General features: G+C 49.4%; 21 protein-coding genes and 4 pseudogenes. 9 read left to right on the top strand and 16 right to left on the bottom strand.

Annotation, left to right across the window (positions count from 1 at the left end; genetic code table 11):
- Positions 1–106: 106 nt before the first annotated feature.
- The 3 genes and pseudogenes from D9736_RS19840 to D9736_RS19830 form a co-directional block, all read right to left on the bottom strand.
- A pseudogene (locus tag D9736_RS19840) lies at positions 107–474 on the bottom strand (helix-turn-helix domain-containing protein).
- Between the two features lie 56 nt (positions 475–530).
- Positions 531–782 carry a DUF1471 domain-containing protein gene (locus D9736_RS19835; RefSeq protein WP_130219599.1) on the bottom strand — a complete coding sequence of 84 codons (252 nt, stop codon included), beginning with the start codon at positions 780–782 and terminating at the stop codon, positions 531–533.
- A 125-nt stretch (positions 783–907) separates the two neighbouring features.
- Positions 908–1,690 (bottom strand): SDR family oxidoreductase, encoded by a 783-nt coding sequence (locus D9736_RS19830; RefSeq protein WP_130224914.1) that lies wholly within the window; start codon positions 1,688–1,690, stop codon positions 908–910.
- A 148-nt stretch (positions 1,691–1,838) separates the two neighbouring features.
- On the opposite strand from D9736_RS19830, the gene D9736_RS19825 reads away from it, so the two are divergent.
- Entirely contained in the window at positions 1,839–2,732 is an 894-nt protein-coding gene (locus D9736_RS19825; RefSeq protein WP_130258993.1) for a LysR family transcriptional regulator, read from the top strand.
- Positions 2,733–2,793: 61 nt separating this feature from the next.
- Here the strand turns inward: D9736_RS19825 and D9736_RS19820 are convergent, their stop codons facing one another.
- The 3 genes and pseudogenes from D9736_RS19820 to D9736_RS19810 all read right to left on the bottom strand — a co-directional run.
- Positions 2,794–3,858, bottom strand: coding sequence for an alpha/beta fold hydrolase (locus D9736_RS19820; protein ID WP_130258992.1), 1,065 nt, complete (start codon positions 3,856–3,858; stop codon positions 2,794–2,796).
- Between the two features lie 158 nt (positions 3,859–4,016).
- Positions 4,017–4,460, bottom strand: a pseudogene (locus tag D9736_RS19815) (carboxymuconolactone decarboxylase family protein); the annotation flags it as partial.
- Between the two features lie 2 nt (positions 4,461–4,462).
- Positions 4,463–4,597, bottom strand: a pseudogene (locus D9736_RS19810) (cupin domain-containing protein); the annotation flags it as partial.
- A 49-nt stretch (positions 4,598–4,646) separates the two neighbouring features.
- Between D9736_RS19810 and D9736_RS19805 the strand changes: the two are divergent.
- A pseudogene (locus D9736_RS19805) lies at positions 4,647–5,381 on the top strand (alpha/beta hydrolase); the annotation flags it as partial.
- Between the two features lie 306 nt (positions 5,382–5,687).
- Here D9736_RS19805 and hipA read toward each other — a convergent pair.
- From hipA to lsrR, 4 genes are all read right to left on the bottom strand, one after another.
- The gene (hipA, locus tag D9736_RS19800; protein WP_130258991.1) at positions 5,688–7,010 is read right to left on the bottom strand and encodes a type II toxin-antitoxin system serine/threonine protein kinase toxin HipA; all 1,323 of its coding nucleotides are present in this window, start codon (positions 7,008–7,010) and stop codon (positions 5,688–5,690) included.
- The gene (hipB, locus tag D9736_RS19795) at positions 7,010–7,276 is read right to left on the bottom strand and encodes a type II toxin-antitoxin system antitoxin HipB (protein ID WP_130219125.1); all 267 of its coding nucleotides are present in this window, start codon (positions 7,274–7,276) and stop codon (positions 7,010–7,012) included. Before hipB ends, hipA begins: the two co-directional genes overlap by 1 nt.
- A gap of 243 nt (positions 7,277–7,519) precedes the next feature.
- Positions 7,520–9,112, bottom strand: a complete 1,593-nt coding sequence (gene lsrK / locus D9736_RS19790) for an autoinducer-2 kinase (RefSeq protein ID WP_130224828.1) — start codon at positions 9,110–9,112, stop codon at positions 7,520–7,522.
- A gap of 78 nt (positions 9,113–9,190) precedes the next feature.
- Positions 9,191–10,144, bottom strand: a complete 954-nt coding sequence (lsrR, locus tag D9736_RS19785) for a transcriptional regulator LsrR (RefSeq protein ID WP_130258990.1) — start codon at positions 10,142–10,144, stop codon at positions 9,191–9,193.
- A 247-nt stretch (positions 10,145–10,391) separates the two neighbouring features.
- On the opposite strand from lsrR, the gene lsrA reads away from it, so the two are divergent.
- The 7 genes from lsrA to tam are packed head-to-tail and all read left to right on the top strand — an operon-like array spanning position 10,392 to position 17,006.
- A complete protein-coding gene (gene lsrA, locus D9736_RS19780) occupies positions 10,392–11,927 on the top strand; it encodes an autoinducer 2 ABC transporter ATP-binding protein LsrA (protein ID WP_130258989.1) in 1,536 nt (511 codons plus the stop codon).
- Positions 11,921–12,949, top strand: a complete 1,029-nt coding sequence (gene lsrC, locus D9736_RS19775) for an autoinducer 2 ABC transporter permease LsrC (RefSeq protein WP_130258988.1) — start codon at positions 11,921–11,923, stop codon at positions 12,947–12,949. Before lsrA ends, lsrC begins: the two co-directional genes overlap by 7 nt.
- Positions 12,949–13,941 (top strand): autoinducer 2 ABC transporter permease LsrD, encoded by a 993-nt coding sequence (lsrD, locus tag D9736_RS19770; protein ID WP_105288422.1) that lies wholly within the window; start codon positions 12,949–12,951, stop codon positions 13,939–13,941. Before lsrC ends, lsrD begins: the two co-directional genes overlap by 1 nt.
- 11 nt (positions 13,942–13,952) lie before the next feature.
- Positions 13,953–14,975, top strand: a complete 1,023-nt coding sequence (gene lsrB, locus D9736_RS19765) for an autoinducer 2 ABC transporter substrate-binding protein LsrB (RefSeq protein WP_130258987.1) — start codon at positions 13,953–13,955, stop codon at positions 14,973–14,975.
- A gap of 26 nt (positions 14,976–15,001) precedes the next feature.
- A complete protein-coding gene (gene lsrF, locus D9736_RS19760) occupies positions 15,002–15,877 on the top strand; it encodes a 3-hydroxy-5-phosphonooxypentane-2,4-dione thiolase (protein ID WP_000774178.1) in 876 nt (291 codons plus the stop codon).
- Between the two features lie 23 nt (positions 15,878–15,900).
- Positions 15,901–16,191 carry a (4S)-4-hydroxy-5-phosphonooxypentane-2,3-dione isomerase gene (gene lsrG, locus D9736_RS19755; protein WP_130219114.1) on the top strand — a complete coding sequence of 97 codons (291 nt, stop codon included), beginning with the start codon at positions 15,901–15,903 and terminating at the stop codon, positions 16,189–16,191.
- Positions 16,192–16,247: 56 nt separating this feature from the next.
- Positions 16,248–17,006 carry a trans-aconitate 2-methyltransferase gene (gene tam / locus D9736_RS19750; protein WP_130258986.1) on the top strand — a complete coding sequence of 253 codons (759 nt, stop codon included), beginning with the start codon at positions 16,248–16,250 and terminating at the stop codon, positions 17,004–17,006.
- 3 nt (positions 17,007–17,009) lie between these two features.
- Here the strand turns inward: tam and D9736_RS19745 are convergent, their stop codons facing one another.
- From D9736_RS19745 to sad, 6 genes are all read right to left on the bottom strand, one after another.
- On the bottom strand, positions 17,010–17,924 hold the full coding sequence (locus D9736_RS19745) for a bestrophin family protein (RefSeq protein WP_130258985.1): 915 nt from the start codon (positions 17,922–17,924) through the stop codon (positions 17,010–17,012).
- Between the two features lie 206 nt (positions 17,925–18,130).
- Positions 18,131–19,582, bottom strand: coding sequence for a tagaturonate reductase (gene uxaB, locus D9736_RS19740; protein WP_130258984.1), 1,452 nt, complete (start codon positions 19,580–19,582; stop codon positions 18,131–18,133).
- A gap of 245 nt (positions 19,583–19,827) precedes the next feature.
- Positions 19,828–21,246 carry a GGDEF domain-containing protein gene (locus D9736_RS19735; RefSeq protein ID WP_130258983.1) on the bottom strand — a complete coding sequence of 473 codons (1,419 nt, stop codon included), beginning with the start codon at positions 21,244–21,246 and terminating at the stop codon, positions 19,828–19,830.
- Between the two features lie 138 nt (positions 21,247–21,384).
- Entirely contained in the window at positions 21,385–21,744 is a 360-nt protein-coding gene (locus D9736_RS19730; RefSeq protein ID WP_130258982.1) for a DUF4186 domain-containing protein, read from the bottom strand.
- Positions 21,744–22,670, bottom strand: coding sequence for a glutaminase B (glsB, locus tag D9736_RS19725; protein ID WP_064529958.1), 927 nt, complete (start codon positions 22,668–22,670; stop codon positions 21,744–21,746). Before glsB ends, D9736_RS19730 begins: the two co-directional genes overlap by 1 nt.
- A 63-nt stretch (positions 22,671–22,733) precedes the next feature.
- Complete coding sequence (sad, locus tag D9736_RS19720) at positions 22,734–24,122, bottom strand: succinate-semialdehyde dehydrogenase (protein WP_130258981.1); 1,389 nt, start codon at positions 24,120–24,122, stop codon at positions 22,734–22,736.
- Positions 24,123–24,146: the final 24 nt, after the last annotated feature.

Genomic DNA, 24,146 nt, shown 5'->3' with positions numbered 1-24,146 from the left:
AGGGGATAAAACAAGGGTAAACAGGTTTCCATGTCCATTAGAACTACTGGCTCAAAAAATATTCATCTCTCGATGCAGAATAAATTACCATTTGGGTTGGGTGATACTACGTAAGTGTGAAATTATTTAAAATGTTAATGTTTTTTATCCTTTCGGTGTTTCTATATTTTAATGGTGGTAATTTGTATTTTTTAGAGAAAATCCGAGTAAAAGTCTGTTGTGAATCGAATCCATATTTATAGGCGATGCTCATCACAGACTCATTAGTCTCGACAAGATCTTTAGCTGCAAGACCAAGTTTTTTATCTTTGATATATTTCCCAAGGCTAACTTTTTTATCTGTACAAAAATCCGCTGAAGATGCCACTTAGAGTATCCAGCCCGCGTAGCAACATCGTCTATCTTCAGCGGTTTATGTATGTTTGAATCAATCCATTGAGTTACCTCATCGATAATATCTTCTGTTCTGGAGATAAGACGACGCTAACTATAAGAGGGCTGTGACATATATTGTTCAAAATGCTAATTACTTACTTGTAGATTTCAGCAACCCCGTGCAATCGGTTATTCCCCGCGGTTGACAGAATTTTGAATGATGTTGCTCCTTGATCATCAGCTTTACGAGAAAGCGCATTCGATAATTCATCAAGCGTCAGGGCATTACTGGCTGAGACTACACCAATCTTTTCTTTGCCATCTGCATGACGAATCTCCTCAGCAGCAGATGCAGTATTTACCGAAATGAATCCCATGAATAATGCAGTAATTAGTAGTGCTTTCATATCTGATACCTGTTTTAAACGATGTATTTGGAAGTTGACGAATATCAGAAGGAGCTTCCTCCTTCTTGATCTGTAAATATACAGTTCTAAGCTGTCATAAGACTGACTGTCATATGACAACGTTGTCAGATTTTTGAATTTTTTGAATACAGATTCAGGTCGTTAATAACGCACTCAGGTTCTTCAGTAAGGGGCATATTGTCTATATCGAAAACCCCATCATTTTTTTGGGGGTTATCACTCTGCAGCTCTGCAAACAGAGGGGTGAGATCCTGCTGTGCTTCTCCTTGCTCTGCGACCAGTTCGAACGTTTTATTTTTAGCCGCATCATTGCTCAAGGCCGTTACCAGTACCCGGGCGATTTGTTCCCGGGAGATAACACCATCTTCCGGCGTTCCCGCATGGCGTCTATCCCCCTGAAGCATGACGATTCTGTGCTCATCATCATTGTTGTAATCAAACCAGCCGGGTCTGACGATAGTGTAGATATGCCCACTGGCTCTGACCAGGCGTTCAGAGCGTCTCTTCCAGTCATGAACTTCAGTACGTTGATTCCAGCTACTGAGCCGCTCAGTAACGCCAATCGTTGTCATCAGGGCGATGCGAACAGGTGTATCCCTGAATATTCGCAAAATGTTACGTACACCGCCGTAATCTATCGCTCTGGCACCAATACGTCCCTGACCATCGGAGCCGAGTGTAAAAATGATGGCATCAATATCTTTCGGTAAATCGGTGAGTGTTTCAGGTATTGAAACATCGCCATAGAAAATATCTGTTCCACGAGGGAGTAACTTGATTTTCCGCCGATTCCTGACCAGAGCCACGGGCTGATGGCCCATTGCAATAGCAGTATTCACAACATGAATACCAATGCTTCCTGTTGCACCAGCAACGAGTATTTTCATGATAAACCTTCTGATAATTCAGCCTTATATTTGATACAGCCAGAATATCAATTATCATTATTGCCAGTAACGAGGCTAAAATGATTGTGTCTATGAACACCCTTCATGAATGCGCTTTGAAGGGAATGCTTCTACAAGGAAATCGTCAATGCTTAAAGAAAACTTCAACGAACTGCAAATCTTTCTTGTGGTGGCAAGAGAGCGAAGTTTTACCAAAGCAGCGAGCAAACTCGGCGTCTCTCAGTCTGCACTTAGCCATGCAATGAAGGCACTGGAGGAAAGGTTAAATATCCGTCTCTTAACCCGAACTACCCGTAGCGTGGCCCCCACGGAAGCAGGGGAGAGAATAATTGCCTGTCTTGAGCCACGTATAGATGAGCTTGAGCGCGAACTGGAATCACTTATCCAACTGAATGGCACGCCCTCCGGGAATATTCGTTTATCAGCCGGGGAACATGCTGCGCGCAGTCTGGTCTGGCCGAAGCTAAAACCGTTCCTCAGGGAATATCCCGAAATCAATGTCGAACTGGTGGTGGATAACGGTTTTGTCGATATTGTTGAAGGTCGTTTCGATGCCGGGATCCGGCTGGGTGAGAGTGTGGATAAGGATATGATTGCAGTGCGAATTGGGCCGGATATGCGGATGGCCATGGTGGGATCGCCGGCGTATTTTGCTGCAAACCCTGCGCCTGAAACGCCTCACGAACTACAAAATCATCGCTGCATCAATATGCGTCTGCCAACTGCCGGTGGACTTTATCACTGGGAGTTTGAACGCGAAGGGAAACCGTTTCGGGTCAGAGTTGATGGGCAACTGACGTTTAATTTGCTGCCAGAAAGAATTGATGCCGCATTATCAGGATTTGGTATTGCCTGTGTTCCCGAAGACGTGATTCAGGATTATGTAAAGTCAGGCGAGCTTATTCAGGTTTTACAGGAGTGGTGTCCAACTTTTCCCGGATATTACCTTTACTATCCCAGCCGTAAGCAGCATCCGCCTGCTTTTGCGCTGTTGATTGATGCACTTCGCTATTCAGAGTAAAGGGCCCGCTTTTTGCTGTGGGCCCGTTTAGGTATTAACGGCCTACGCATGCCTGGTATGGCTATTGCAGATTTTTCTCTTTCAAAAACCGACTGACCAAATCAGCGATTTGCACATTATTCAGGTCAGAGAACGGGAAGTGGGTATTACCTTTTATCCCTACTTCAGGCAGATGCGTCACCGTGACATCCCCACCATGCTTGTTAACCACATCACGCCACTTACGCGCCATTGCCAGCCGTACTCGCCAGCTGTCCTGTGCGGGCATGGCTACAGGTTTATCCGGTATGTTATCGCCGTAAATAATCAAAATCGGGATTTTAGTCAGCGCCATAAACTGTTCCATTGGCACTGCTTCACCCTTCAGCGTGTCGAACGCACTTGGCATAGGGGCAGGGAGTTCTTTTTCCGGGAACACAAAACCGCTGCCTGGCTCGAAGGCGACAATGGCTTTGACCTTGTTGTTTTTCATCGCGGTATACCAGCCTGGTCCACCCCCCTGAGAGTGAGTAAAGAGGATTGCCGGGCCTGATTTATCCACTACGGCAGACATCGCATCAGAGATGACATTGACATCAAATGGCCCTGTATTCGGAGTCATCTGGCGGAAATACTGATTTAGTGCCTCTTTGTCGTGGGAAAACTGGACGCCTTTAAAATACTCTGGCCACACGCCAACACGGAACTGGTTAAACCACATCTGCTCATCAGGTTTTGGTGTAACCGTACCTTCTACAGTGGTACGTCCGGCATCACCCCGACGCGGCTGATCGACAATATACGTGGAGAATCCTCGGCGCAGGAATATGTTCTGGAACCCTTCTCGACCATCCGGCGTACTTTCCCAGGTACGGGAAGACTGGCCCGCGCCATGTAGCATAACTATGGGATATTTATGCGGATTCTCCGGTATTTGATAGAACACCGACGCATGATCGCCATGATAAGTTTGACCTGCAGAGTCCAGCGGCTTTTTCGCGTCAAATGTTCCCGGGGCGGTGATGATGGTGCCTCCGGCAGAAAAACTTCCTTGCTCCTGAATGACCAATGGTTCGGCGTATACAGACTGCGCCCCCAGGCCTCCTGCCATCATGCAGATGGCCAGCATTTTTAAGACCGTTTTCAAAATTACATCCTCTGTTATGGTTGCCGTTTAATCATATCTGAGTTGCCAGCGTTAATTATTTCGCCCCCTTGATTGCCTTTATTTGGCGGATTCATAAATGCGGAGGATGAATCACGTATGTGCACTGACCAGGGGGAGAGTCTGCATTACGACCGTCTCTATTTGTTCTCAAGCGCTTTTTGCAGTGCCTCTTCAGCTCTTGTGGCTGCATCATTGTCGCCATGTTCACGCAGAACCTGTGCTAACTGTCGTAACTGCGCTGCCGTCAGACCGACTCGCAGACTTGCTCGCGTGTGTGACAGTAACTGGGCTTCAACGCCTGGCGTAGCGGCTAATGCGCCAACTGTTGCCAGTTCACGGCTTTGCCAGTCGAGGTTATCGCGAGCGAAAATATCGCCGAACAGATGTGTTTGCAGGAATTGATTTATTGTTGGCGCAAAATCAAACAGTGGCCCCTGAACAGGCGCGCCTGAGATTTTCGTCTGGTTTGCGGTACCGACACGGCGAAGCTCATCCCCGACGGGAATCGGGGCGATCGGCGCTTTACCTTCAATGTCTTCGATGCCACGTTGTTTACGTGTTTCGACGACTTTCATCAGCTCATATTCTCCGCCGAGCCATACACCGCAGTCTGGCTTCCGGCGGGGGCGATATGGACAGTGGAATTTTGCTCCGCAGCCCATGATGAAGTTGTGAAGAGAGGCAGTAGTAGCCCAAGATAATGTAACTGTCTGATCATACAACGCGTCCTTATCTACGGTGACAGGAGGGGAGACAATGATTCTATTATTACCATCGCCGCCGATGCTGCTTATCAGGGGGCCAGCGGAGGGCTGCCACGTAACGTAGACAAACCTGCGAATCGTATTGAAGATATCCACGGCATGGCTGATTTTATCAGCCAGTATCCCGGTGTTGATAGCACCCGTATTGGTTTGTTGGGGATTTGCGGGGGAGGAGGGTATTCACTTGCTGCCGCCGAGACGGACAAACGATTCAAATCGATTGCAACCATTAGCATGTTTAATTCAGGACTTGTACGGCGCAATGGTATGCAGGATTCACAGCTGGATACTATTCAACAACGTTTTCAGCAGGCTTCTGATGCACGAGCTCAGGAAGTAGCCGGTGGCGAAGTGCTTTACTCCGGTGATGCCAACCTGACTGATGAACAGATCGCTAAATTACCTTTTGCGTTATATCGCCAGGGCTACGAGTACTACTGGAAAACCCACGCGCATCCAAACTCAACGTTTAAATACACCACAAGCAGTCTGTTAGACTTGATGAACTTTGACGTGACGGACCATATCAACCTGATCAATAAACCACTGCTAATGATTGCCGGTTCAAAAGCGGATACGCTCTATATGACTAAAGATGCGTTCGCTAAAGCTACCGGTACGAAGGACAAAGAACTCTTCCTGATCGATGGTGCTACCCACATTGAGACATATTGGGTGCCTGAATACGTTGACCAGGCGACGCAAAAGTTAGACGTTTTCTTCCATAAGAATATCTAGTTACCCTCCAGGGGCTCCCCAGCCGTACAGGCTGGGGGATATCCATCAGCTGTAGCCACTGTCCACTTGGCGAGGTAGTTAAAAAATCGAAAGAAAGCTCCAGCATCCTGGGGAATCAAGATTCCGACAATAGGGTAGTAATTTGCTGACTCTACGAGGCGAGACGTGGGTGTAAGACGTTGCTTATCCAATCCAATTCGCTATTTAACATAATATACATTATGCGAACCAACATAAACAAAGGAAAAATCCAGTCTTTAGCGGTCATGATTGTCCTGCTCATTAGCCACGATCAAAACCCTCATCTCACTTAATTCCGTATTCTCGGCTTAACCGACCGTGCAACCTCAACACATTGGTTTCAATTGCCGTCACCACATTCTCCGAAAAATCTGCCGGTAATGAAGTCTTCACGTTATCCAGTGCTGCGGGAATCATTCTGGCAAAGTCACTCAGGATTTCATGCATCTGCACTTCCGGGAATTTCAGCGCCTTTGCTGTCGCCAAAAAATGTCGCGGATAAATTTTATCGATTGCCGTTTTTCTGCCTTTGGATGCGTTAAGCCCCATTGCCAGTTTGAGATCGCTGATGTGTATTCCCGCGCCACCCAATACCGGAAATGCTGAAATGATGTCGTAAAATGGCGTGAGTCGATAACTGCCACCGGCCTGGATAAAAACCGAAAAATTTTTCGCATGGCCGTCCGTCGCGCCAATCAACCACTGGAATACCTGGAATTTCATAAAATCATAACGATCGCGAAGCGCCTCGCTGGACCCCATTAAAAACGCCATGATCCGCGCGATGCCTGGGCCTCCGTCAGATTCATATTTCACCGATGAAGGTAAACCGAATGTCTGACACATATCCTCCTGTGGCAAGCGAAGTAAAACCGTTCGTTCAGTATTCCAGCGCCTGTCAAAGCGTTCGACCGCTAACGCGCGCACTCTACCCGCTTTTATGATTTCTGCGTCCGGAACATTCAACCCGAGTTCTTTCGCCAGCAGCAGACAGTAATATTCATTATCCACGCTTTGACTGAGATCGAGCGTCGCGTTGGGCTGCCTGATTTCACCAATCGGTAATTTAATGATATGCGTCGTCGGCGTTATTCCTTTCGGAATGCACCAGTCATTGCCCATTCTGAGCAGCGCGGTCTTCTCCTGCGCGCCAGCAACCGAGATACGAAAGTCATTTTCTTCTCTAATCATGCCTAGCGGAATATCTGCTTTATAAGCCGTTAATACTTCTTCAAGTCTGGCGTCAGTAAGCTTTTCCCATGCCATTATCGGGTGCGTTACGGTTTCATCTTCTGGTAATAACGTCACGGCGCCAACGCTGTCTCGCCCTATTTCTGACAATAAATCAAACGGTTGTCTGGATTTAGCATGATAACGTTTTACGATCCGGTCGCGTACAACCGGGCTATCGGGTAACAAGTTATCGAAGAAGTTAAACACGGCATCAGAGGTGATATTCCCCCTCTGCAATGGCATCGATAGCGACAACGGCCTGGCATAACGGTTGGCTAACCACTCCGGCGCATACCTAAAAGTGTGCGCGCCATTGGCCAACTTCGTTAACTCGCCTACCTGCTGGTTGTTCATCCAAGTGACAAGTTTAGGCATTACCACTCCAGATCTTGCTGTTCTGTTGATTCTGGCGCAGCGTTTTTCGTGTCGCATAGCGTCATTGAGAGTTCAAGTGACTGTAATATCTTAAAAAATGTCGTCAGCGTGGTGTTATCGGGATTATTCTCGAAATTCGAAATCGTCGCCTGCTTGATGCCGATTTTTTTCGCCAGCTCGCTCTGCGTCCAGCCATTTTGCTGACGAACCAGTTTCATTGCATTCGCTAATTGCGTTGGGCTATAGATCATCGGAAAGCTTATCATGCCATACGTCCACAGAAAGTTTATCCGCTTAAGGGGATATTGTCCGTTTTATCCCTTAGTGAGGATAAAGTCAATCTGTAAACGCATTTTATCCGCTATACGGGATAAATGCTGCGATATCCGCGATCGCGGATAAAAGGGAGAATTTAAAAAACGGCGCTGATGCGCCGGTTGAAAAGAAATAGGAATACCGATGCTCAAAAATTAACAGCCACGGTTATCAGGATGTGGCTGTCAATAAAACTATAACCCAGGCGCTTTCCATAACGATGTCGTCAGTCCGTGATCAACCAGCCCCAGTTGATCCTGATATACAGCCTGCCACTTATCGCGTGAATCTTGATAAAGTTCATGCTTTTCCGGGTCTGGTGTATGCGTTCGTTCCCAGCGTACAAGACGTTCTCCAGTTTCTGCCATTGATGAATAAATCCCGGCACCGACGCCAGCTGCAATGGCACATCCTAATGCGGTGGCTTCTTTGACCACCGGAATATTAACGGGTAATCCCGCGACATCAGCGAGAATTTGACTCCATAATTTCCCTTTTGAACCTCCGCCTGCAAAGACCAACGATGTAGGATGAATATTCGAAAAATCAGCAATTTGCTGCAAGTTACACGCGGATACAATCGCCGCATTTTCTTCCAGCGCACGGAACAATGTCGCTTTGTTACATTTATCCGGGTCAATGGACAAGTTAATAAAGGAAGGCGCAGCGTGATACCAGGTTTTAAAGCGCATTCTGTCGGAGAATATCGGCATCACGCCCCACGACCCAGGCGGCACCCGACTGGCCATCTCTTCCAGCAGCGTATAGGTGTCGATACCTAAACGTTCGGCAATCAGTTTTTCTTCGGCACAAAAGGCATCGCGGAACCAGCGCATGGTGAGTCCGGTAAAAAAACTAATAGATTCAGCTTGTACCATGCCAGGAACAACATGGGGATTAACGCGCACGTTCATTTCTGGATCGGTTACCGGCGCGGCTAAGTTTACAACTTGCTGCCAGAATGTGCCGCCAAGAACAGCGGTTTGTGCCGGACGCACAACGCCTAACCCAAGGCAACCGAGTTGCACGTCCCCTCCTCCCACGACCACCGGAGTGCCAGCCTTCAGGCCGCAAAGTTCCGCAGCTTGTGAACTTACCACGCCCAGCAATGTGCCGGTTTCTTTGACAGGAGAAAGAATATCAGCCCGCAGTCCGGCCATATCCAGCAATGCAGGTTTCCAGTCACGGGTGGTGAGATCAAGAAGTCCCGTGGTGCCTGCGTTAGACGGATCGACCGCCAGCTCCCCACTTAACATATAGGCCAGCCAGTCGCTGATCATGGTGATGGTCGACGCTTGTCGGTAGATATCAGAACGATGGTGCGCCAGCCAAAGTAATCTGGGAATGGCGCTTAAAGCCAGCGTTTGTCCGGTCGCGCGATACACTTCGTTTTCGAAGGTATTGTTATGCAGTTCTTTAAGTTCGCTGACTTCCCGCGCCGCTCTGGCATCCACATTGGCGCAGGCCCAGATCGGTGTTCCTTCATTGTTATATAAAACAATGCCTTCGCGCATCGAACATGCCGAAACGGCAGCAATATATTCCGGGGCGATACCTGAATTATGTAACGCCTGGCGCATACATTCGCACGCCAGTTGCCAGTTCTTATTCAGATCAAATTCCATTGAACCGGGAACGTCAGGTACTGCCAGATGCCGCCACTCCGCCTGTCCTACCGCGATTTGATTGCCTTCCAGGTCGAAAATCACAGCCCGAATACTTCCGGTGCCTGCGTCCAGCGCCATCAGGTAATGCTTTGATTCTGAAGGGGTAAAGAGTCGAGCCATTAGATTGTCCTCGGCTTAAGCGTTCTGTCTGTTCCTCTATACGTTCTCCATCGTTCCCGGTAATAAGGTGATGCTAAATTAACCACGTAAAATCGCAGCGGCAGTATCCTGGTCGGTAACCAGCGCGTTGATGTAGCCGCCTTTCATCGCAGCGGCGATCGCTTCGGCTTTATTTTCGCCCCCTGCGACACCTACTCTAATTGGAATGGTTGTCATCGCGGTTAAAGGTAAGCCAATCAGTTCGTTATGTATTTTGATATCCGTGACAACGTCACCTTTAGCGTCAAAAAAGTAACCTAAAATATCGCCAATGGCCCCTTTTCGACCAATCATTAACTGTTCGCCCTGGCTGATATAACCGGAGCGAATAATCGTCGCATCCTCTTTTTGATTCACGGCGCCAATGCCGACAATTGCCACATCCGCAGCTTGCGCGGCTAACAGGACATCTTTGACGCAGTTTTCATTTTTCAGCGTTCGGGCAATTTCAGCCGAAGATGCCCGTAATGGCGCCGGAATGATGTTGACGCTGCACGCTGCGTTAAGTTGCCCGATGCCTGTCATATAAGAGCCGACGCCACCGGAGAGCGTGACCAGGCGGATTTGCTGTGACGAAATAAAACCACTTAAGCGTTGCAGCGTGTTCATCGTTGCCTCGCCAAAGCCAATCGCCAGCATTTGCTGTGGCTGGAGCAATCCCATCAACATATGCGCTGCGCCGATTCCTAAGCGCCCGCCGACATCAGCATCTGCGAGTCCAGGGATCACCCGCACATGCTGTAATGAAAACTGGCGACGTAATTGCGTCTCATATTCCAGGCAGCCTTCAAAGCGAGAATTAATCTGCACGCGAATAATGCCGGACTGATGCCCTTTCTCCAGTAACCGCGACACTTTCAAACGCGTTAGCCCTAGGCGATCGCTAATCTCGCTCTGGGTCAGCCCGTCGTGATAGTAAAACCACGCGATCCGCGCGACCTGTTCTTCTTCGCACATTCCCTGTTCTGAAATTGCCGAATCGTTGATTGTCATAATTCATTCTTCACTTTGAACATATTTAAATCTTTAATGCAATTGTTCAGTTCTTGCGCATTTATATCTGTGATAGCAACCACAGTTTGACTAACGAGCATGAACAAACGCAACCATGAAAATCAAAATAGCATAAATTGTGATCTATTCGTCGGAAATATGTGCAATGTCCACCTAAGGTTATGAACAAATTAAAAGTAGAAACACATTTGTTCAAAACTCACCTGCAAAACTGAATGGGGGAAATATGCAAACGAGTGATACCCGCGCGTTACCGCTACTTTGCGCCCGCTCGGTTTATAAACAGTATTCAGGGGTTAATGTCCTGAAAGGCATCGATTTTACGTTGCATCAAGGTGAGGTCCACGCCCTGCTCGGCGGTAACGGCGCGGGTAAATCGACGCTAATGAAAATCATCGCCGGTATTACCCCCGCTGATAGCGGTACGCTGGAGATTGGGGGCAACAACTACACCAGATTAACGCCAGTTCATGCTCATCAGTTGGGTATTTATCTCGTTCCCCAGGAACCGCTGCTTTTCCCAAGCCTGTCGATAAAAGAAAACATCCTGTTTGGGCTGGCAAAAAAACAGCTCTCCATGCAGAAAATGAAGAACTTGCTGGCGGCGCTGGGCTGCCAGTTTGATCTCCATAGTCTGGCGGGCTCACTGGATGTTGCCGACCGCCAAATGGTGGAAATCCTGCGCGGTCTGATGCGCGATTCGCAAATTCTTATTCTCGATGAACCTACAGCGTCGCTTACCCCTGCGGAAACCGAACGCTTGTTTGGCCGTTTGCAGGAACTACTCGCCACTGGCGTGGGTATTGTTTTTATCTCACATAAGCTGCCGGAAATTCGCCAGATTGCCGATCGTATTAGCGTGATGCGCGACGGAACTATTGCGTTAAGTGGCAAAACCAGCGAGCTGTCTACCGACGACATCATTCAGGCCATTACGCCAGCAACGCGGGAAAAATCTCTCTCAGCCAGTCAAAAGTTATGGCTGGAATTGCCCGGTAATTGCCCACAACATGCAGCCGGAACATCGGTACTGGCGCTGGAAAATCTGACTGGCGAAGGTTTTATGAATGTCAGTTTTACGCTGAATGCCGGAGAAATTCTTGGCCTGGCTGGGCTAGTGGGGGCCGGGCGCACTGAACTGGCAGAAACGTTATATGGTCTGCGGCCTTTGCGTGGCGGGGGCATCATGTTGAATGGTAAAGAGATCAATAAATTATCTACCGGAGAACGTTTGCATCGCGGTCTGGTTTATCTACCAGAAGATCGCCAGTCCTCAGGGTTGAATCTCGATACTTCGCTGGCGTGGAACGTTTGCGCCCTCACCCATAATCAACGCGGATTCTGGGCAAAAAACGCGAAAGATAACGCCACACTGGAGCGATATCGTCGCGCGCTGAATATTAAATTTAACCAACCGGAACAAGCTGCACGAACTTTATCCGGTGGCAACCAGCAAAAAATCCTGATTGCCAAATGTCTGGAAGCTTCGCCGCAAGTATTGATTGTCGATGAGCCGACGCGCGGCGTGGATGTCTCGGCGCGTAATGATATCTACCAGCTGTTGCGCAGCATCGCCGCACAAAATGTGGCCGTGCTGCTTATCTCCTCCGATCTGGAAGAGATCGAACTGATGGCTGACCGCGTGTATGTGATGCATCAGGGTGAAATTACCCACTCGGCACTGACCGGACACGATATTAATGTCGAGACCATTATGCGCGTTGCCTTCGGCGATAGTCAGCGTCAGGAGGCGTCATGCTGAAGTTTATTCAGAACAACCGTGAAATCACGGCACTGCTGGCGGTGGTGCTGCTGTTTTTGTTGCCAGGTTTTCTCGACCGTCAGTATTTAAGTCTGCAAACGCTGACCATGGTTTATAGCAGCGCACAAATCTTGATCCTGCTGGCGATGGGCGCGACGCTGGTGATGCTGACGCGCAATATTGATGTTTCGGTAGGCTCAATTACGGGTATGTGCGCGGTGCTATTGGGGATATTACTGAATGCGGGGTATTCACTGCCTGTTGCTTGTGTCGCGACGTTACTGCTCGGCTTGCTCGCGGGATTTTTCAACGGTGTACTGGTCGCGTGGCTAAAGATCCCTGCCATTGTCGCTACGCTCGGTACATTAGGATTGTACAGGGGCATTATGTTGCTGTGGACTGGCGGAAAATGGATTGAAGGATTACCCGCCGAGCTGAAACAGCTCTCCGCCCCGCTACTGTTTGGCGTTTCCGCGATTGGTTGGTTGACGATAATTCTGGTGGCATTTATGGCCTGGCTGCTGGCGAAGACGGCGTTTGGACGCCGTTTTTATGCCACGGGCGATAATTTGCAGGGCGCTCGTCAACTGGGCGTTCGTACGGAAGCCATTCGGATTGTGGCATTTTCGTTGAACGGCTGCATGGCGGCACTGGCGGGGATTGTGTTTGCTTCGCAGATTGGTTTTATCCCCAACCAGACCGGTACCGGGCTGGAGATGAAAGCGATTGCAGCCTGCGTGCTGGGCGGCATTAGTTTGCTCGGCGGTTCCGGTGCGATCATCGGTGCGGTACTCGGTGCCTGGTTCCTGACGCAGATCGATAGCGTACTGGTGCTGTTGCGCATTCCGGCATGGTGGAATGATTTTATCGCGGGCCTCGTGCTGCTGGCGGTGCTGGTGTTTGATGGACGCCTGCGTTGCGCGCTGGAACGTAATCTGCGGCGGCAAAAATATGCCCGCTTTATGACGCCACCGCCATCCGTTAAACCCGCTCCGTCAGGTAAAAAACGGGAGGCCGCGTAATGCGTATTCGCTACGGTTGGGAACTGGCTCTTGCCGCACTGCTCGTTATTGAGATTGTCGCATTTGGTGCAATTAACCCACGGATGTTAGATCTCAATATGTTGCTGTTCAGCACCAGTGACTTTATCTGCATTGGCATTGTCGCCCTACCGCTGACGATGGTGATTGTCAGTGGCGGGATCGATATTTCGTTTGGTTCGACCATCGGCTTGTGCGCCATTGCATTAGGCGTACTGTTTCAAAGTGGTGTGCCGATGCCGCTGGCGATTCTTCTGACCTTTCTGCTCGGCGCATTGTGCGGGCTGATTAACGCCGGATTAATTATCTATACCAAAGTTAACCCGCTGGTGATTACGCTTGGCACGCTGTATCTGTTTGCCGGAAGCGCTCTGCTGCTTTCCGGGATGGCCGGAGCGACGGGGTACGAAGGTATTGGTGGATTCCCGATGGCGTTTACAGATTTCGCTAACCTGGATGTGCTGGGACTCCCCGTTCCGCTGATTATCTTCCTGATATGTCTCCTCGTTTTCTGGCTGTGGCTGCATAAAACTCATGCCGGACGTAACGTGTTTTTGATTGGGCAAAGCCCGCGCGTGGCGCTTTACAGCGCGATTCCAGTTAACCGCACCTTATGTGCGCTCTATGCCATGACGGGGCTGGCGTCTGCGGTCGCCGCTGTGCTGCTGGTGTCGTATTTTGGTTCAGCACGTTCCGATCTCGGTGCGTCGTTTCTGATGCCCGCCATCACCGCCGTGGTGCTTGGCGGTGCCAATATTTATGGTGGTTCTGGTTCCATTATCGGCACCGCCATTGCGGTTTTATTAGTGGGATATTTGCAACAAGGTTTGCAAATGGCAGGAGTGCCAAATCAGGTGTCCAGCGCCCTTTCCGGTGCACTGCTTATCGTCGTTGTCGTAGGTCGTTCCGTTAGCCTGCATCGCCAGCAAATTAAAGAGTGGCTGGCGCGTCGGGCCAATAACCCATTGCCATAAAGGATATCTTCATGACACTTCATCGCCTTAAGAAAATCGCCTTACTTAGCGCCTTTGGTATTGCCGCAATCTCTATGAATGTGCAGGCCGCAGAGCGTATTGCATTTATTCCCAAACTGGTTGGCGTGGGATTTTTTACCAGCGGTGGCAACGGCGCACAACAAGCGGGTAAAGAGCTGGGCGTTGATGTGACCTACGATGGGCCAACAGAACCCAGTGTTTCTGGTCAGGTACAGTTGATTAATAACTTCGTCAATCAGGGATATAACGCCATTATCGTTTCTGCGGTTTCGCCAGATGGTTTATGCCCGGCACTGAAACGCGCCATGCAACGTGGGGTGAAAGTACTTACCTGGGATTCTGACACCAAACCGGAGTGCCGTTCTTACTACATTAACCAGGGAACGCCCGCCCAGTTGGGAGGTATGTTGGTGGATATGGCGGCGCGCCAGGTGAATAAAGACAAAGCCAAAGTCGCGTTTTTCTATTCCAGCCCCACCGTTACGGACCAAAACCAGTGGGTGAAAGAAGCGAAAGCGAAAATCGCCAAAGAGCATCCTGCCTGGGAAATTGTCACTACGCAGTTTGGCTATAACGATGCCACTAAATCGTTACAAACCGCAGAAGGCATATTAAAAGCGTATAGCGATCTCGACGCCATTATCGCCCCCGACGCCAACGCCCTGCCCGCCGCCGCGCAAGCCGCTGAAAACCTTAAAAATGACAAAGTCGCGATTGTGGGATTCAGTACGCCAAACGTGATGCGTCCGTATGTAGAGCGCGGCACGGTGAAAGAATTTGGCCTGTGGGATGTGGTTCAGCAAGGCAAAATTTCGGTCTATGTCGCGGATGCATTATTGAAAAAAGGATCAATGAAAACGGGCGACAAGCTGGATATTCAGGGCGTAGGTCAGGTTGAAGTCTCGCCAAACAGCGTTCAGGGCTATGACTACGAAGCGGATGGTAATGGCATCGTACTGTTACCAGAGCGCGTGGTTTTCAATAAAGAAAATATCGGCAAATACGATTTCTGATGTGCATTACTTAACCGGAGTAAGTTATGGCAGATTTAGACGATATTAAAGATGGTAAAGATTTTCGCACCGATCAACCGCAACAAAATATCCCTTTTACCCTGAAAGGTTGCGGTGCGCTGGATTGGGGAATGCAGTCTCGGTTATCGCGGATATTTAATCCGAAAACGGGTAAAACCGTGATGCTGGCTTTTGATCATGGTTATTTTCAGGGGCCGACTACCGGACTTGAACGCATCGATATAAATATCGCCCCGCTGTTTGAACATGCCGATGTATTAATGTGTACGCGCGGTATTTTGCGCAGCGTAGTCCCCCCGGCGACCAATAAGCCGGTGGTACTGCGGGCGTCAGGTGCGAACTCTATTCTGGCGGAATTAAGCAATGAAGCCGTGGCGTTATCGATGGATGACGCCGTGCGCCTGAACAGTTGCGCGGTGGCGGCGCAGGTTTATATCGGCAGCGAATATGAACACCAGTCGATCAAAAATATTATTCAGCTGGTCGATGCCGGAATGAAAGTGGGAATGCCGACCATGGCAGTCACTGGCGTGGGCAAAGATATGGTGCGCGATCAGCGTTATTTCTCGCTCGCGACCCGAATCGCCGCTGAAATGGGGGCGCAAATTATCAAAACCTATTATGTCGATAAAGGTTTTGAACGGATTGTTGCCGGATGTCCGGTACCCATTGTTATTGCTGGCGGTAAAAAATTACCAGAGCGCGAGGCGCTGGAAATGTGCTGGCAGGCTATCGATCAGGGCGCATCTGGTGTGGATATGGGGCGAAATATTTTCCAGTCTGACCATCCGGTGGCGATGATGAAAGCCGTACAGGCGGTGGTACACCATAACGAAACGGCTGATCGGGCATATGAACTCTATCTGAGTGAAAAACAGTAACTGCGGATTTAAGGAGAAGAATCATGCACGTCACACTGGTTGAAATTAACGTTCATGAAGACAAGGTTGACGAGTTTATCGAGGTCTTTCGCCAGAACCACCTGGGCTCGGTACAGGAAGAAGGTAATTTGCGCTTCGATGTCTTACAGGACCCGGAAGTGAATTCGCGCTTTTATATTTACGAAGCCTATAAAGATGAAGACGCAGTGGCATTCCATAAAACCACGCCCCACTACAAAACCTGTGTCGCGAAACTGGAACCGCTAATGACCGGGCCGCGTAAAAAACGTGTGTTCAATGGGTTGATGCCGTGAGGCGAATTCATCAGTTTTATCTACAATTGGGGTAACGCGCTGACGGGAGTAAAAAAATGTCTGACTGGAACCCCTCTTTATATCTGCACTTTGCCGCTGAACGATCGCGTCCGGCGGTGGAGCTGCTTGCCAGAGTGCCGTTGGAAAATGTCGAATACGTTGCCGATCTTGGCTGTGGCCCAGGTAACAGCACCGCCCTGCTGCATCAACGTTGGCCTGCGGCGAAGATAACTGGCATCGACTCGTCTCCGGCGATGATTGCCGAAGCGCGCAGTGCTTTGCCGGACTGCCAGTTTGTGGAAGCAGATATCCGCAACTGGCAACCGGAACAGGCACTCGATCTGATTTTTGCTAATGCCTCGCTGCAATGGCTGCCCGACCACTACGAATTGTTCCCTCATTTGGTTTCGTTACTTAATCTTCATGGTGTGTTGGCAGTACAGATGCCAGATAACTGGCTGGAGCCGACCCATGTGCTGATGCGCGAAGTCGCCTGGGAACAAAATTATCCAGATCGCGGGCGTGAGCCGCTGGCTGGCGTTCATGCTTATTACGATATTTTGAGCGAAGCCGGATGCGAGATTGATATCTGGCGAACCACTTACTATCACCAGATGCCGTCGCACCAGGCGATTATCGATTGGGTGACCGCCACTGGATTACGTCCGTGGTTACAGGATCTGACCGAGAGCGAACAGCAGCATTTTCTTACGCGCTACCATCAGATGCTGGAAGAGCAGTATCCACTGCAAGAGAACGGACAGATACTGCTGGCATTCCCGCGACTGTTTATTGTTGCCCGACGTACGGAGTAATTATCACGTCAGCTGGTAATGGCGATCGGGAAGAATTTTCGCTGGAATTTCTGCTTCATCGTTCATCTGTAACAGGTCAATTTCAATAGCGTTGCAGATGGCATCCAGCGGTAAATCGTTGTTTTCTGTACCGAACGGATCTTCAAGTTCTTCCGCCAGACAATCCAGCGAAATAAAAGTGTAGGAAATCAGCACAGAGATAAAAGGCGTCATGTAATGCAGGTCCACGACCAGTGCAAACGGCAGCATGATACAAAACAGATAAACGGTACGATGCAAAATCAGTGTGTAGGCAAAGGGAATTGGCGTATAGGCAATGCGCTCGCAGCCTGCCAGAACCGCTGAAATATCATTAAGCCGATCGTTGAGGCTAATAAACAGGATATCTGAAAGTTGTCCATTGCGTCGCTGAACCGCCAACCACTCCCCCATTATTAACAAAATACGGTTAGCCGGAGTGTTTGAAGCCAGTACACGCTGAAGATCTTCAGTCTTGAGATAATGTGCCAGCACTTCCGCCTGTGGCTGTTTGCGTAATGTCATGCGTAAACAGTGGGCGAAGGCGATTTGCAGTCGGGCAAACACCCTTACGCTTGCCGAATCCGGCAATGTCGTTTTTACCTCACGCAATAATGACCGTGAAGCAATCATCAACTGCCCCCAAAGTTTTCGCGCTTCAACGTAACGGGCGTAACCCGCGTTATTACGAAAACCCAGAAAGATGGCGATGGCGACACCAAGAATGCTGAACGGTGCGAGGGTGAATTTGATGCCCAGATGTGTGTACCAGGGCAGCATGAAAATAACAGCGATAGAAAAGAGAAAATTGAGTAGTAAGCGCGAGGATATCTTGGATAATACTGAACCGTGCCAGACAAAAATACGGCGCAGCCAGTGTTGTTGTGGGCGAACAATCATGGTTATCTTCAGGCGTGGAAAAGTCGCCCTATTAAACGTGATTACGATCACATTCTCAAGACAGTACTTACAAATTACCTACAAGACTACAACATTTACAGGTGCAACATATGGCACCTGGTTATTATAATTAGCATATAGGATGTTGTAACTAAAATAGCTAAATAAGAAACCCGGTCGAAACCGGGTTCAGATAACGAAGCTATTTAGCACAACGGACGTACAGCTTCGCGCATCCCTTTTTCCAGAATGGAATCCAGGTCATTAGCAACCAGTTCGACCAGGCCAGGCACTTGCGTCAGGTCCTGTTCCCAGTGGTCTTTTTCTGCCAGCACAATGGCGACCAGCTCCTGGGTGTCGATGATACGGTCACGATGCTGGCTCCAGAGTTGCTGATAACGTTCCAGCCAGTGGGCATCATCCTGTACCGGATACGCTTCCCCGTTACGTTCTCCACGATAGAATGCAATCAATGCCGCTAGCGCGAAGGTCAGTCGGGCCGGAAGTTTACCGTTCACCTTCTGCCCTGCCAGCAACTGCGGCAGGATGCGGGTGCGGAACTTGGTCATACCGTTGAGCGCGATGGAAAGCAGCTGATGCTTAATGTACGGGTTACGGAAACGCCCGGTGACTGCACTGGCGAAAGATTCCAGTTCATCACGAGGCAAATCCAGTACCGGAATAATTTCTTCGTAGATGGCTTTCTCAACGAATGCGCAAATTTCAGCATCGTTCATCGCTTCGCCTACAGTATCCAGCCCTGCCTGGAACGCAACTGGCACCAACGCCGTATGCGCACCGTTCAGGATTGCAACCTTACGCTCTTTGTATGGTTTAATATCATCTACAATCAATACGTTGAGCGGATATTTGTCCAGACGTAATTCTGAAGCTAAAGATTTCGGCCCCTGAATCACAAACAAGTAAAAGTGTTCAGCGGTATCGAGGAAACCATCGTGATACCCCAGTTCTTCTTCCAGTTTCGCCACTTCATCACGCGGATAACCGGTAACGATACGGTCCACCAGCGTAGAGCAGAAGCTGTTAGCCTGCTCCAGCCATTGAATAAATGCTTCTGGTAGCGCCCACTCCTGCGCGTAGCGCAGAACCAGTTCACGCAGCGCATCGCCATTATAGTCGATCAGTTCACACGGGATGATGATCCAACCTTTATCCAGCGCACCGTTGAAATGGCTAAAACGTTCGAACAACAGGCGAGTCAGTTTTGCCGGATAGCTTACCGCTGGCGCGTCATCAAATTTGTCGCCTGCATGGTAGCTGATACCTGCTTCGGTGGTGTTAGAGAAAACAAAGCGCATTTCCGGGTTGTGCGCCAGTTTCAGGAATTCATCATATTCACTGTAGACGCTGATTTCACGATTAACAGAACGAATCAGACGCGCATCGCTAACCGCTTCGCCCTTCTCATTCAAACCACGAATGATGGTGGTGTACAGACCATCCTGAGTGCTCAGTGACGGCGGGAATGAAGTTTCAATCGGACGAACTACGACCACACCAGAATTCAGATCGGTGTGCTCATTCAGGAGATCAATTTGCCAGTCGACAAAGGCACGCAGGAAGTTACCTTCACCAAACTGAATGATACGTTCTGGATACTGTGCACCGGGAAAATCGCGACGATTTAGTGTTTTCACAATGGGTTCCCTTTTGATTAGTCATACAACCTGTTTGAATTGGTACGACAGGTTAGCAAACTTTGATACGCTGAACCCCTGTTTTGATCAACTCGCGGCGAACAATTCACGTTTTTTGGCGAAAAATGTGCTGTTGGTCAAGGTTCCGGAAAGTGAAAGCTTGTAATCATGATTCCCGGTAAAAATGGGAAATGACAAAATTGGTAGAACAAATCAGATGTTCACCGCCAAAAAATCACAACCTGTCAGACAACTTCCTCGCCATAATGCATAGTGCTGGTACGATTTCGCCCGTCTTTTTTCGAGCGATAAAGACAAGTATCGGCTTCTACCATTAGTTTGCTGAAATCATCTATTAACGTACGAAATGTTGCACTTCCACTTCCGACACCAATGCTAACCGTCAAGTAAAGCGTTTTTTGTTGCCAGATAAACGGTTGCATTTCTACGCCTTTACGGATTTTTTCCGCCATCAGCAGACCATCCACAGGATTCACTGAAGGCACTGCAACAGCAAATTCTTCGCCGCCCATCCGCGCCACCAGCCCTTTATCACCAACTATCTTCTGTATATGCCGGGCAAACACGCTTAAAACTTTATCGCCACATTCATGGCCATAGTTGTCGTTTATGCTTTTGAAATAGTCGATATCAAGCAGCATCACCGTCAGATGTTGTGTCTGTTGTAGTGACGGATTTTTTAATGCCTCAAAAAGACCTGAGCGCGAGTAAACCTGGGTGAGAAAATCAAAATCGGCACGCAGAGAAACTTGCTTAACCAGCGAATTAATTGCCGCCACGCTAAAGGAAACCATGATTGGGCAAATTGCCATGGTAGCAATCCCCAGACGAGCGGAGAACATTTGTGGGATAGAGAACGGCGAACCGACGGCGATATCTATCACCGAATTTGCCACCAGCACGATTTCCACCGCTCCCGTCAAAAAAGTCAGCAAACACGTTACCTGCGGGGTATAGCGTACCGCACACCAGATCAATGCAGGCAATGGGAACGCCAGACTCCCCGCACCGCCAATCACTACCGAGGCAATCACCGATACAATGAGCGCAATAAACGGCATCATCTGTTCTGCTTTAAAGCGTGGCAACGCCCTGGGGATCGCCAGCGTCAACATACACGGAACAATTAACACGCCCGTCGAAAACTGTTCGCTAAACCAGTCAGCAAGTAAGGGCCAGAAATCCAGACTATCAATACTTACTGAACCAACCGCCCCGACAATTGCGCATAATAATGCGGCTATAAGGCAATAATTAAACAAGCGTAAGGCACTTACTGGCTCATACTTATTTTTCCCCAGTCGCTTATCCCTCAGCACTAACCGAGCCACGGTCACAATAAACATCATATTGGACAAGTTGATGACCAGTGAAACTAAACCCCATTCGGTAGTCATCGCATCATAAGCCATCATCGCCACGTAACTGATTGCATAGTAATGCAGCCGATTGAGCCAGACATACCGGGCAAAAACCCCTGCCATCACACCATTCAGCGGCCAGAAGAGAGAGAGTTCATGAACCAGACGTAACTCTGCACCAACAAAATAGAACAGCGTGGTTAGCGCAAAAATCGCGATGCTATTACGTAGCAAATGGCCTTCCAGGAACAAATGGAAAGTTGAGATGGGGTGTACACGCATTAATTATCTGTCCATACAATTGCAGGCTGCAATTATTTTAACGCAATAAGTAAATTCTCATAAAGGATAGCATGTTCACTGGCAGCGGTGACAAATAAAGATATTAATCCGATACGGCTTTGTCGAAATCTGACATTCTCATGGCTGATTCATCTGAATAACCAGCCAGTGGTAGATAACCGTCACAATATAACGTTGTTGTTCCTCACTTAACGAAACACCCTGCGGAATGTTGTGCCACTTAGCCAGACAGCCGCGACAACATGTTGCTGTAGCATGCTGGGCAATAAACACCGGATGCCCGCGCATGGGAGTTTGCTTGCCATCGTTCGCCGGTAAGGCCGGGGCAAGACGTTGAGCGACAAAATCCGCCGCATGTTGTTCGATAACCGGCGCGCCCTTCTCCAGACAATACTGACGCTCCTTCACGCCTAAACGAAAGCGGGAGCGAAATTTTGAACGGGATAAACGCGCGAAGAGTGGATCAAGAGACTGCATTAGTAAACCGAGCGTCCTAATTGTTTCGTCAATTGTTCAAGTACTGCAATACCGGCAAGAGAGTTACCTGCGTCATCCAGTTCCGGACTCCAGACCGCAATGGCCATTTCATGTGGGACGATCGCCACAATACCGCCACCAACGCCAGATTTCGCCGGAAGCCCCACCCGCCAGGCAAACTCGCCCGCGTTCTGGTACATACCACTGGTTGCCATCAGCGCGTTAATTTGTCGCGCCTGCATTGGCGTTACCACCGGCTCATCGATATGAATAGCCTTCCCCTGATTTGCCAGAAAGACAAACGTTCGGGCCAGCTCAACGCAGCTCATTTTTAGTGCACAGTAGTGAAAGTAGTTTTGCAGTACTGTTGTCACATCATGATGGAAATTGCCAAACGACTTCATCAGCCAGGCTATCGCCGCATTTCTCGCAGAATGCTCGAACTCTGAACGCGCTACCACCGTATCGTAGGCAATATCAGACACGCCGCTTAGTCCACGCACCACTTCCAGCATACGTTGCCGTGGGGCGCTTAATCGCCCTTGCAACATGTCGCAGACCACCAGCGCACCGGCATTAATAAAAGGATTACGTGGAATACCCTGTTCCATTTCCAGTTGCACCAGAGAATTGAATGGCGATCCCGACGGATCCTTGCCTACACGTTGCCAAATCTCTTCTTCGGAGTAATGACGCATTGCAACAACGAGACTGAGCACTTTGGAAATAGACTGAATTGAAAAACGCTCTTGCGCGTCTCCGGCCTGAAAAAGCTGCCCGTCAACGGTACAGATAGCAATGCCCAGTCGGGAACCCTCTACCGTTGCCAGTGCCGGAATATAATCCGCGACTTTCCCCTGACCAATTAGCGGACGTACTTGCCGCAAGATGTTTTCTAAAATTGCATTATCCATGGCGACTGCCACTCTCTGCTCCTTGCTCGCAGGTCTGAAAAGACCTGCGAGTATAACAGAGCTAAATATGTGACGTCAGATCCGGTCTTTCCATACCGTCTGGATATTACAGAACTCATGTAACCCAAAATGGGAAAGTTCACGACCAAAGCCGCTCTTCTTCACACCGCCAAACGCTACCCGTGCATCACTGGCGCTGAAACCATTGATAAACACCCCTCCACATTCCAGACGAGCTGCCATTTGTTTCGCCAGTGCTTCATCAGAGGTAATAATGGTTGCAGAAAGTCCAAACTCGCTGTCATTAGCCAGTTTAAGCGCATGTTCAGCATCTTTCGCAATGGTGATTGCCGCGACGGGTCCAAACAATTCTTCACGAAACGCGGTCATTTCTGGCGTGACGTCTGCCAGAACCGTTGCCGGATAGTAGTTTCCTGCGCCTGCTACCTTTTCCCCTCCGAGTAACAGACGGGCGCCCTGTGCCAGTGATTTTTCAACCTGATGATGTAGCTCATCACGCAAATCGAAACGCGCCATCGGTCCGAGGTCGTTATCCTCATGACTCGGATCGCCCATTTTCAACGCCGATACCGCCGCCACAAAACGTTCGGTAAATGCAGAGGCAATCCCCTCCTCGATGATAAAGCGTTTTGCTGCTGCACAAACCTGCCCGGTATTCTGATAACGTCCGGCAACCGCGGCTTTCACGGCCAGGTCCAGATCGGCATCGTTAAGCACAATAAATGGGTCGGAACCGCCCAGTTCAAGCACACATTTTTTCAGCGCCGCCCCAGCCTGCGCGCCAATGGCTGCTCCCGCACGGACACTTCCGGTGACTGTAACCGCAGCAATGCGCGGGTCTTTAATCATCTGGCTTACACCGTCATTGTCGGCATTCAACCAGCCATATACGCCTTGTGGGATACCTGCATCGTTAAAGACCTGAGCAATTAACTGTGCACAGCCCATCACATTTGGCGCATGCTTAAGCAAATAACCGTTACCTGCCAGGATAATGGGAACAGCCCCTCGCATCACCTGCCATAACGGAAAGTTCCACGGCATAATCGCCAGGATCGTCCCCATAGGACGATATTCAATAACCGCTTGCTGATTTTCTACCTGCGTAGGTTCGCTCTTCAGCATTGCCGGACCATGCTCTGCATACCAGTCGCACAAGTTTGCTGATTTCGCCACTTCGGCACGCGCCTGTTTGATCGGTTTCCCCATTTCTCGAGTGATCATTTGCGCCATCTCTTCGCTACGGGCGCGCAAAGCCTTACCGAGATCACGCAGTTTTTCTGCGCGATAATCTACGTTTGTTACGCGCCAGTCGCGAAAGCCTGCCGCCGCGAGCCGAAGTGCGTGTTCAATATCGTCAGCGCCAGCCCACGGCAGTGCAGAAAGTTGTTCGCCATTGGCTGGATTTATTGAAATAGCATGGGTAAGCGGAGTAATGGTCATCCGGGTATCTCCTTCGTGAGTTAT

Source organism: Escherichia sp. E10V10, assembly GCF_004211985.1.
In the GTDB taxonomy this organism is placed as follows: domain Bacteria; phylum Pseudomonadota; class Gammaproteobacteria; order Enterobacterales; family Enterobacteriaceae; genus Escherichia.
The sequence above is the reverse complement of the archived record's forward strand: the minus strand, read 5'-3'. Positions and strand labels throughout refer to the sequence as shown.

What these genes read in the sequence shown, in the direction of transcription:
- D9736_RS19830 (WP_130224914.1), bottom strand. Translation starts at nt 1,690, where the DNA reads ATGAAAATACTCGTTGCTGGTGCAACAGGAAGCATTGGTATTCATGTT.
- D9736_RS19835 (WP_130219599.1), bottom strand. Translation starts at nt 782, where the DNA reads ATGAAAGCACTACTAATTACTGCATTATTCATGGGATTCATTTCGGTA.
- hipB (WP_130219125.1), bottom strand. Translation starts at nt 7,276, where the DNA reads ATGATAAGCTTTCCGATGATCTATAGCCCAACGCAATTAGCGAATGCA.
- lsrA (WP_130258989.1), top strand. Translation starts at nt 10,392, where the DNA reads ATGCAAACGAGTGATACCCGCGCGTTACCGCTACTTTGCGCCCGCTCG.
- lsrK (WP_130224828.1), bottom strand. Translation starts at nt 9,112, where the DNA reads ATGGCTCGACTCTTTACCCCTTCAGAATCAAAGCATTACCTGATGGCG.
- D9736_RS19730 (WP_130258982.1), bottom strand. Translation starts at nt 21,744, where the DNA reads ATGCAGTCTCTTGATCCACTCTTCGCGCGTTTATCCCGTTCAAAATTT.
- sad (WP_130258981.1), bottom strand. Translation starts at nt 24,122, where the DNA reads ATGACCATTACTCCGCTTACCCATGCTATTTCAATAAATCCAGCCAAT.
- D9736_RS19825 (WP_130258993.1), top strand. Translation starts at nt 1,839, where the DNA reads ATGCTTAAAGAAAACTTCAACGAACTGCAAATCTTTCTTGTGGTGGCA.
- lsrR (WP_130258990.1), bottom strand. Translation starts at nt 10,144, where the DNA reads ATGACAATCAACGATTCGGCAATTTCAGAACAGGGAATGTGCGAAGAA.
- lsrG (WP_130219114.1), top strand. Translation starts at nt 15,901, where the DNA reads ATGCACGTCACACTGGTTGAAATTAACGTTCATGAAGACAAGGTTGAC.
- D9736_RS19735 (WP_130258983.1), bottom strand. Translation starts at nt 21,246, where the DNA reads ATGCGTGTACACCCCATCTCAACTTTCCATTTGTTCCTGGAAGGCCAT.
- D9736_RS19745 (WP_130258985.1), bottom strand. Translation starts at nt 17,924, where the DNA reads ATGATTGTTCGCCCACAACAACACTGGCTGCGCCGTATTTTTGTCTGG.
- tam (WP_130258986.1), top strand. Translation starts at nt 16,248, where the DNA reads ATGTCTGACTGGAACCCCTCTTTATATCTGCACTTTGCCGCTGAACGA.
- lsrC (WP_130258988.1), top strand. Translation starts at nt 11,921, where the DNA reads ATGCTGAAGTTTATTCAGAACAACCGTGAAATCACGGCACTGCTGGCG.
- lsrB (WP_130258987.1), top strand. Translation starts at nt 13,953, where the DNA reads ATGACACTTCATCGCCTTAAGAAAATCGCCTTACTTAGCGCCTTTGGT.
- hipA (WP_130258991.1), bottom strand. Translation starts at nt 7,010, where the DNA reads ATGCCTAAACTTGTCACTTGGATGAACAACCAGCAGGTAGGCGAGTTA.
- lsrF (WP_000774178.1), top strand. Translation starts at nt 15,002, where the DNA reads ATGGCAGATTTAGACGATATTAAAGATGGTAAAGATTTTCGCACCGAT.
- lsrD (WP_105288422.1), top strand. Translation starts at nt 12,949, where the DNA reads ATGCGTATTCGCTACGGTTGGGAACTGGCTCTTGCCGCACTGCTCGTT.